We start from the raw sequence: 8,153 nt of genomic DNA, 5'->3' as shown, positions 1-8,153 counted from the left end.
CGCCCGGAGGAGGTCTCCAGGGGGCCGGCAAGGAGCAGAAGTACCCGTGGCGGGCCGCCGGCCAGGGCGGCGACGTGCTCGGCATCCTCCTGCAGGGCCGCCGGGACGAGACCGCCGCCGAAGGCTCCTTCCACCACCCGGCGCGCGCTGCGGGCCGTCCTCCGCCCGGAGGGCTTCCGGTCACCGGTGTGCCGGCGGGTCGGGTGCGGGGCCCCGATTCGCCGCATCCGGTCGGCGGCCGCGCCCCGCGGTTTCCCCCCTGTGTCTACGCCGCTCCGGCGTTGTCCCGTTCCAGTGCCGCGCGCAACCAGCCGTCCGCGGAGCCCGGGGTCGGCTCCGGCCGGCCGCCCGGCGGCGTGAGCACCACGGCCGTCAGCTCCCAGTACCGGTCCAGACGCGGCCCCGCCGCGAGCCGCGCGGCCAGCAGACGGCGGAACTCCCGGGTGTCCCGGGCGCCGTACGCGCTCGCGTACGCCGCCACGTAGGCGTCCAGCGCCTCACCCGGGTACGGATCCCGTGCCCGGCGCACCTGCGGGCCCGCGAGCTCGTAGGCCTCGGCGAGGCCCGCGTACAGCACGGTCGCCCCGCGGGCCCCGGCCACCCGGTGCACCTCCGGCTGGGGCTGCCGGCCGGCCGGGCAGGGGGCCGTCGTCATCGCGTGCAGCCGGGCGAAGGCGAGCACCTGCGCCGGGTACGGCTCGTCGGGCGGCTGCGGAACGGCCACCTCCAAAAACGCCGCCGTCGCCCGGGCCGGCATCCGCGGCGGCAGCCAGGCACGCCAGAACCGGGCCAGCGGCGCCGTGCTCGGCGGGCTGCTCACCGCACCGAGCAGCCGCAGCCGGTCGGCCCGCTCCCCGGGCGGGCACTCCCGCACCAGCCGCAGCGCCGCCTCCCGCCAGCGCAGCGTCCTCAGTTCACCGCCCAGCTCGCGCAGGCGGCCCGCGACGGCGTCCTCCAGTACCCGACCCGCCGGGTCCTCGTCCTCGAGGACCCGGCGCACCTCGGGCAGCGGCAGGTCCAGGGCGCGCAGCGAGCGGATCAGCCGCAGCCGCTCCAGCGCCCCGGGACCGTACCGGCGGTGCCCGCCACCGCTGCGGGAGGCCTCGGGCAGCAGACCCCGGTCGGAGTAGAAACGGACGGTCTTCACGGTGACCCCCGCGCGCTCGGCGAGCTCACCGATGCTCCAGAGGATCTCGTACGACGTGGACAGTTGAATCTCCCTCCGGGGGAGTTCCTACGGTACCGGCGCGCGGGCCGGGTGTACGCCCCGGTCCGCGGACCACGGCGTACGCGACCGGCGCGGCGTCATGCGACGGACCCGAGGAGAGGGCCATGACCGTGTTCATCCTGGTGGCGGGCATGTTCACCGGCGCCCATGTGTGGCAGGAGACGGCCGCGCGGCTGGCCGCGGCGGGCAGCGAGGTGCACGCGGTCCCGCTCACCGGAGTCGACGCGGACCGCCCCGCCGCGTCGGCACGCGTCGATCTGGAGACGCACATCGCGGACGTGATCGCGGCGATCGACGCGGTGGACGCGGTGTCCGGCCGGGAGATCGTGCTCGTCGGCCACGACTACGGCATCCATCCGGTGCTCGGCGCCGCCGACCGGCGGCCACAGCGCGTCGCCCGTGTCGTGTACCTGGACTGCGGGATGCCGCAGAACGGCGTCCCGGCCCTGGCCGCCGTACCGGACCAGGTCCTGCGCGCGCAGTTGGTCGAGTCGGCCCGACGCGGCGAGGGCGAAGGCGAGTTGACGCCGCCGGCTCGTGACGAGTGGCAGCGCTGGGGCAGCACCGCCGGCGTCTCCGGCCCGGTACTGGACCGGCTCACCGCCCTCGCCGCGCCACAGCCGCTGGGCACCCTGCTCCAGCCGCTGCGGCTGACCGGGGCGGTGGCCGCGGTGCCCGCCACCGGGGTGTTGTGCACCCATAACGGCGTCAGCGTCGACCTGGTGCAGCAGCGCGTCGACTTCGGCGACCCCGTCCTGGCGGCCCTGACCGGCCCCCGGATCACCTTCTTCGAACTGCCCACCGGGCATTGGCCGATGCTGTCCTGCCCCGCCGGACTGGCGGACGTCCTGCTGCGGGCCGCGGCCGGCGAGGGACGCCGCCTGCGACCGGCCGGCGCCGACGCACCGCCCGCCCATCTGCGCCCGTTCCCGCTGGACGTGCCCGAGTTCCCCCGGGACCGCAGGGGACATGTCGACCTGTACGCCCCCGACGCCCGGGACCCGCGACCGGCCGTTGTCTTCGTGCACGGCGGCCCGGTGCCCGCCGGGGCCCGGCCGGCCCCGCGCGACTGGCCGACCCTGGTGGGCCACGCCCGCCTGGCGGCCGCCGAGGGCCTGGTCGGGGTGACCCTCGAGCACCGGCTGCACGACGTCGCCGACTACGAGCACGCCGCCGCGGACGTCACCGCCGCGGTGGAACTGGTGCGGGCCGACCCCCGGGTGGACGCCGACCGCATCGCCCTGTGGTTCTTCTCCGGCAGCGGCCTGCTCACCGCGGACTGGCTGACAAAGCCCCCGACCTGGCTGCGCTGTCTGGCCGCTTCCTACCCGATCCTGGCGCCGCTGCCCAGCTGGGGCCTGGCCGGCGGCCGGTTCCGCCCGGTCCCGGCGGTCGCGCACGCGGGTGCCTTGCCCCTCGTCCTCCTCCGCGCGGGACGGGAGACACCCGGGATCGCCGCCACCGTGGAGGCGTTCGTGACCGCGGCCCAGGAGTGCGGGGCGCACCTGGAACTGATCGACGTCCCGAACGGCCACCACGGTTTCGAGACCCTCGATGCGCCCGAGGAGGTCCGCCCGGCCCTGCGCCGCGCGATGCGCTCGGTGGTGACCCACCTGACCGGCTGACGCCCGGCCGCACGCCGTGCCCCGTCGGCGAAAACCCCGGGAACGCCGGACACACCGGTGACGGGCCCACGGCCCGGGCCGGTTCGCCCCCCGTCATGCGGCCGGCTCGTCCGCATCGGCGCTCACAGGTCACCCGGGCTCCTGCCGTTCCCCGTCCGCCACGGCACCCGCCTCACCGTCATGCAGCCGCCCCCCCCGGGGGGGGGCAGGCTGTGACCGATGCAGTGTGCCCCTCCCCCGGCGGCCCGGTGCCCGGCGGCATGCCGGAAACCGGTCAGCAGCCGAGCCGTTCGCTCCTCGACCAGCCGGAGGGCGAGGAGATCCACCCGAACGCCACGAACGAGCGCGTCTCCCGAACCGTGGCGGCCGGTCCCGCCGTGGTGGACGACCTCCGGGTCAGGCAGCGCGAACACCTGCCCCTGCCGCAGACATCACCGCCGGGCACCAGGTCATCCGGTCAGGCCGGGCCGATCGTGAAACGGAGATCGCGCAGTGATACGGCCGCGACGGGCTTTCGTCCGATCAGGTAAGGGAAGGTCTGCGGCCGGTCCGTGTCGTCGCACCCGCGCGGGACCCGCCGCGGAGCGGAAGGGCCGCGCGCGGAAGGAGCGGAGCGGGATCGATTGCGGCAGGCGCCGGTCGTAGTATCGGGTGATCTCGTGGGGGGAGGTCGTCATGGGCAGACAGCGCCCGGGCACACCGACACTGGAGGAGGTGGCCGCCCTCGCCGGTGTGGGGCGGGGAACGGTCTCCCGTGTCATCAACAACGCGGCGGGCGTGAAGGATTCCACACGCCGTGCCGTTCAGCGCGCCATCGCCGAACTGGGGTACGTGCCCAACCTGGCGGCCCGTTCCCTCGCCGGGCGGCGTGCGGACGCTGTCGCGCTGGTCATGACCGAGCCGGACTGGCGGAAGTTCGGGGAGCCGTTCTTCTCGGAGGTCGTCCGGGCCGTCGGTGACGCACTGGCCGACACCAAGGTGCAGTTGCTGCTCACCCTGGTCCGCACCGACGCCGACCGGCGGCGTTTCGTCGAATACGCGCGCGGGGGCCGGGTCGACGGTGTCCTGCTGATGTCCGTGCACGCCGAGGACACACTGCCCGACATGCTCGCCGACGCGGGACTGCCCACCGTCATGCTGGGGCGGCGCTCGGCCGACGAGAGCGTCACCTATGTGGACGCGGACAACGCCGGAGGTGCCCGCAGCGCGGTCACGCACCTGCTGAGCCACGGCCGCAGCGTGATAGCGACGATCACCGGACCGCTCGACATGTACGTCGCCCGGTGCCGATTGCGCGGCTACCGCGAGGCCCTGAAGCGGGCGGGCATCGGGATCAGGCCGGCCTGGGTCGTCGAGGGCGACTTCACCGAGGAGAGCGGACGCCGGGCGATGGCCGAGATCATCGAGCGGGAGCCGGAGGTCGACGCCGTTCTCGCCGCGTCGGACTCCATGGCCGTCGGAGCGCTGGACGTCCTGCGCGCGGCGGGCCGCCGGGTGCCCGAGGACGTGGCGGTGATCGGTTTCGACGACTTCCTGCGGACCCAGCACACCAGTCCGCGGCTGACGACCGTCCGCCAGCCGCTGGAAGAGATCGGCCGGACCATGGTGCGGCTGCTCCTGGAGCAGACGGAGGACTCGGCGGTGGCGTGGCGGCACGTCATCCTCCGCACGGAACTCGTGCTCCGGGACTCTGCCTGAGCCGACGGCCGTCACCCTCCCCTGCTGACACGCGCGGCGACCCCCGCCGGCCGGTGGACCTGCTCGAGGAACCACCTCAGGTGCGTCGGTGACCACTGCGCCGGGGCTCACCCGTCGCCCGCTGTCCCGCAGGGCCGGGTCCGCCACGGTGGCAGGGACCTGCCGGGCGGGCTCCGGCCGGATGATGCCGTGGAGCGGCCCCTGCGGGATCGGCGACCTGTCCGGAGCGGATCTCGAGCGGCTCACCCGTGTGCCCGTCCGCGGAGCGCCCGGCCGGCCGATCCGGGATGCCGCACTTCCGCCCCCGGTGCACGGACTCGTTCGCGCACGGCCGCGATCCGTGCGTCCCCACCGGCTCCGCGGCGGCCCCCGGCCGCTCGCTCTGCCACCGGCCCGCACCCCCGATGCGGCCTCCCACGGCCCGACAGCGTGATGCGCGGGTGGCGGGGACCGCGCCGGTCGCCGTGCGGGAGGCCGCTGTCCCATGCACCGCACGCATGGTTCTCCCTGCCGCCCGGCATTGGACGCATGCATGCTTCCGATCGACCCTTGAAGGAGTCCCCCGGTCCCGTCCCAAGGATTCGATCACTTCATGAAGGCACTGCGCGGCTTCCCACCGGCTCCGGTGCCCCTCGCGGCCGCCGCGCGGGGTGCCGTCGCGCTGGCCGTACCGCTCCTCGTCGGCGTGTGGACCGCGACACCTGTCCCCGCCGTGATCGCGGGCATCGGCGCCCTGTGGGGAGTGAGTCAGGACGGCCCCGACCCCTACCCGCTGCGGGCGCGACGCCTGGGCTGCATGGGACTGTGGGCCGCCCTCGGCCTGCTCGCCGGCGAACTCGCGCTGCGCAGCGGGCACCCGGCGGCGGTGACCGTCTGCCTGGTCGTCGTCGCCCTGCTCGCCGGCGCCGTCAGTCTGCGCAGCCGGCTGGCCTCCGTGTCCGGCATGCACTTCCTGCTCGGCGCCACCATCGGCGGCGGCATCCCGGTACCGGGGCCGTGGTGGCAGGCTCCGCTCGCGCTGCTGGCCGGGGTGGGCCTCGTCGTGGTCCTGTCCGCGGCACCGTGGCTGTGGCGCCGGCACGCCGTCGAGCGGTCCGCCGTCCTCGCCGTGTACCGGGCGGCCTCCGCGGCCCTGGCGGCGGCCGGTACACCGGCGGCGGAGGACGCACGCCGGCAACTGACCGCGGCCCTCGACCACGCTCACCAGGCGATGGGCCCTCACCTCGCGCGCCGCGCTCGGGCGCGGACGGAACCGGATGCGTTGCGCGTCGCCTTCCACGGGGCGGTGCGGCTGGGTGAGGTGACGTCCGCACTGGTGTGGGAGGGCCGTCCGCTCCCCCGGTGTGTGACGGACATGCCGCTGCTGATGGCCGCGCGCCTGCTGCCGAGGCCGGGCGGGGCGACCGGTCCTGCCGGCACGGACCGGGTGGTCCGCGCACCCGACCGGGCCGCGCCCCGCACCGCCCCGGACTCACCGGGCCTGCGTGCGCTCGCCGAGCTGTCCGCCGAGGCCGTCCGGGAGCGCCCGGACGAGGTGCCGGCCCGCCTCCCGGCGTTCCCGTGGCACGGGCGGGCGGCCCAGGTGCGCTACACCGTGTTGCTGGCGGTCTGCGTACTGGTCGCCCAGCTCTGTGCCGAGCTGCTGCACGGGCCGCGCGGGTACTGGCTCCCCATGACGGTGGCCTTCGTCTACAAGCCCGACTTCGGTCCCGTCTTCCGCCGGGCGCTGCACCGCTGCGCCGGTACGGTCGTCGGGGTGGCCGCGCTGGGCGCGGTGACCCTGCTGACGACGGACACCTACGTCCTGATCGGCGCGGTGGCGGCCTTCGGCGCGCTGATGGCCGTCGGTGTACGTCACCACTACGCGCTCGCCACGACGGGTCTGACGGCGATCGTCCTCGTCCTCGTCCAGATGCTCGGTGACCACCGTGCGCTGTTCGCGGCGCGCATTCTCGACACCGCGCTGGCCGCGGCGATCGTCCTGGTCGCGCACTTCGTGCTGTGGCCCCGCTCCGCGGCGGAGCGGGCCGCGGAGCAGACCGAGGCCGCCCTGGCCGCCGCCCGCCGGTACCGTGACCTGGCGCCCGGGACCGCGGCGGCGCAGCGGCACGCACTGCGCCGGACCGCCTACCACCGGCTGGCCGAGGCCCGGCGGGCCGTCGCCCACGCCCGCGGTGAACCGGGCCGCTCCGACCGGAGGCCGGCGGACTGGGAGGACGCCATCGCCTCGGCGGAGCGGATGTGCGACGCCGTCAGCGCGCGCAACCTCAAGGCCGGGCCGGCGGGTTCCGCGCACCCGGTCCCCCGGTGTGCGGCGGCCGGCGCGGTGGGAGGATGAGCGCGATGGATCTCCAGGTGCTGCGCTCCTTCCAGGCGGTGGCCCAGGGGCTGACGGTGACGGAGGCCGCGGCCGAGGCCCGTGTCACTCAGCCGGCTCTGTCGCGGGCGCTGCGCAGGCTGGAGGAGGAGGTGGGTGCCCAGCTCCTCCAGCGGGTCGGCCGCGTGCTGCGCCCCACGCCCGCCGGGCGGGTGTTCAAGGAGTACGTCGACGCCGTCCTGGACAGCTACGACCAGGGGCGGCGAGCAGTGGCCGAGGCCGTCGACCCGGACACGGGGACGGTGTCGCTGGCCTTTCTGCACACCCTGGGCACCTGGCTGGTTCCCAGGCTCGTCACCGGGTTCCGCGAGGAGTTCCCGCGGGTCCGCTTCGAGCTGTACCAGCACGTGGAGAACGGCCTGGTCCAGCACCTCCTGGACGCCACCGCGGATCTGGTGATCACCAGCGGTGACCCCGGCCATCCGCTGATCACCTGGCGGCGGCTCCTGGTCGAACCCCTCTGGCTCGCCGTGCCCACCGGGCACCGCCTGGCCGAGCGCCGCCGGGTCCGGCTGGCCGAGGTCGCCGAAGAGCCCTTCATCCTGCTCAAGCCCGGCTACGGACTGCGCAGCGTCACCGAGACGCTGTGCCGCCGGGCGGGTTTCACCCCGTTCGTCGGCTTCGAGGGCGAGGAGGTGCACACCCTGCGCGGCCTGGTCGCCGCCGGTCTGGGCGTGTCCCTGATCCCGTCGTCACCGGACACGGCGGCGACCCCGGACTTCCCCATCCGCTACCTGGAGATCACCGACGTGCGCGGTGCCCGGGACATCGGCGTCGCATGGTTGTCCGGGCGCACCCTGCCACCGGCGTCGCGGCGCTTCATCGACCATGCGCTCCGGGTGACGGCCGGGGTGGCCGACGGCGGGTGGTGAGGCCGGTCCCTCACCACCCGCCCGCGGGACCGCCGCCGTGACGTGGCCGGCCGTGCCGCACCGGCGCGACCGGAACGCCCGGGGCGAGCACCTCGGTGGGCACGGTCACGTCGGCCGGCGCACGGGATGATCCAGGGACCGGCCGCGCCGGGCAGGGGGCCGGTACGGCACGGAGGTGGCGCCGGGTTCCCTCGCCGCCTCCCGAGAGATCCGGACACGTGCCGCGGGTGGTGGTGACCGACGGGCTCGCCCCCACGGCGCAGCCTCCGCCCGGTGGGCTCGATCCGCTTCGCCGGGCATCGCCGATCAGGAGCGCCGGCCCCGGAAGGACGAGGCCCGTCGGGGAAGGCACG

The 8,153-nt window shown here is 75.5% G+C and carries 5 protein-coding genes; 4 read left to right on the top strand and 1 reads right to left on the bottom strand.

The window, feature by feature from the left end; all coding sequences use genetic code 11:
- Positions 1–265: 265 nt before the first annotated feature.
- Positions 266–1,210: a MerR family transcriptional regulator gene (locus RIM90_RS28930; RefSeq protein WP_309063708.1), complete on the bottom strand. Its 945-nt coding sequence runs from the start codon at positions 1,208–1,210 to the stop codon at positions 266–268.
- 122 nt (positions 1,211–1,332) lie between these two features.
- On the opposite strand from RIM90_RS28930, the gene RIM90_RS28925 reads away from it, so the two are divergent.
- The 4 genes from RIM90_RS28925 (at position 1,333) to RIM90_RS28910 (ending at position 7,800) form a co-directional block, all read left to right on the top strand.
- Positions 1,333–2,853, top strand: coding sequence for an alpha/beta fold hydrolase (locus tag RIM90_RS28925; RefSeq protein ID WP_309063707.1), 1,521 nt, complete (start codon positions 1,333–1,335; stop codon positions 2,851–2,853).
- Between the two features lie 675 nt (positions 2,854–3,528).
- Positions 3,529–4,551, top strand: a complete 1,023-nt coding sequence (locus tag RIM90_RS28920; protein ID WP_309063706.1) for a LacI family DNA-binding transcriptional regulator — start codon at positions 3,529–3,531, stop codon at positions 4,549–4,551.
- Positions 4,552–5,143: 592 nt separating this feature from the next.
- Entirely contained in the window at positions 5,144–6,889 is a 1,746-nt protein-coding gene (locus RIM90_RS28915) for an FUSC family protein (RefSeq protein WP_309063705.1), read from the top strand.
- Positions 6,886–7,800, top strand: coding sequence for a LysR family transcriptional regulator (locus RIM90_RS28910; RefSeq protein WP_309063704.1), 915 nt, complete (start codon positions 6,886–6,888; stop codon positions 7,798–7,800). The genes RIM90_RS28915 and RIM90_RS28910 overlap by 4 nt, the downstream gene beginning before the upstream one ends.
- Positions 7,801–8,153 lie beyond the last annotated feature (353 nt).

The organism is Streptomyces sp., from assembly GCF_031181555.1.
GTDB lineage: Bacteria > Actinomycetota > Actinomycetes > Streptomycetales > Streptomycetaceae > Streptomyces > Streptomyces fimbriatus.
This window is presented reverse-complemented; position numbering and strand designations above follow the sequence as displayed.

Excerpts from the sequence above, each read along its gene's own strand:
- RIM90_RS28910 (WP_309063704.1), top strand. The coding sequence starts at position 6,886 with ATGAGCGCGATGGATCTCCAGGTGCTGCGCTCCTTCCAGGCGGTGGCC.
- RIM90_RS28915 (WP_309063705.1), top strand. The coding sequence starts at position 5,144 with ATGAAGGCACTGCGCGGCTTCCCACCGGCTCCGGTGCCCCTCGCGGCC.
- RIM90_RS28920 (WP_309063706.1), top strand. The coding sequence starts at position 3,529 with ATGGGCAGACAGCGCCCGGGCACACCGACACTGGAGGAGGTGGCCGCC.
- RIM90_RS28925 (WP_309063707.1), top strand. The coding sequence starts at position 1,333 with ATGACCGTGTTCATCCTGGTGGCGGGCATGTTCACCGGCGCCCATGTG.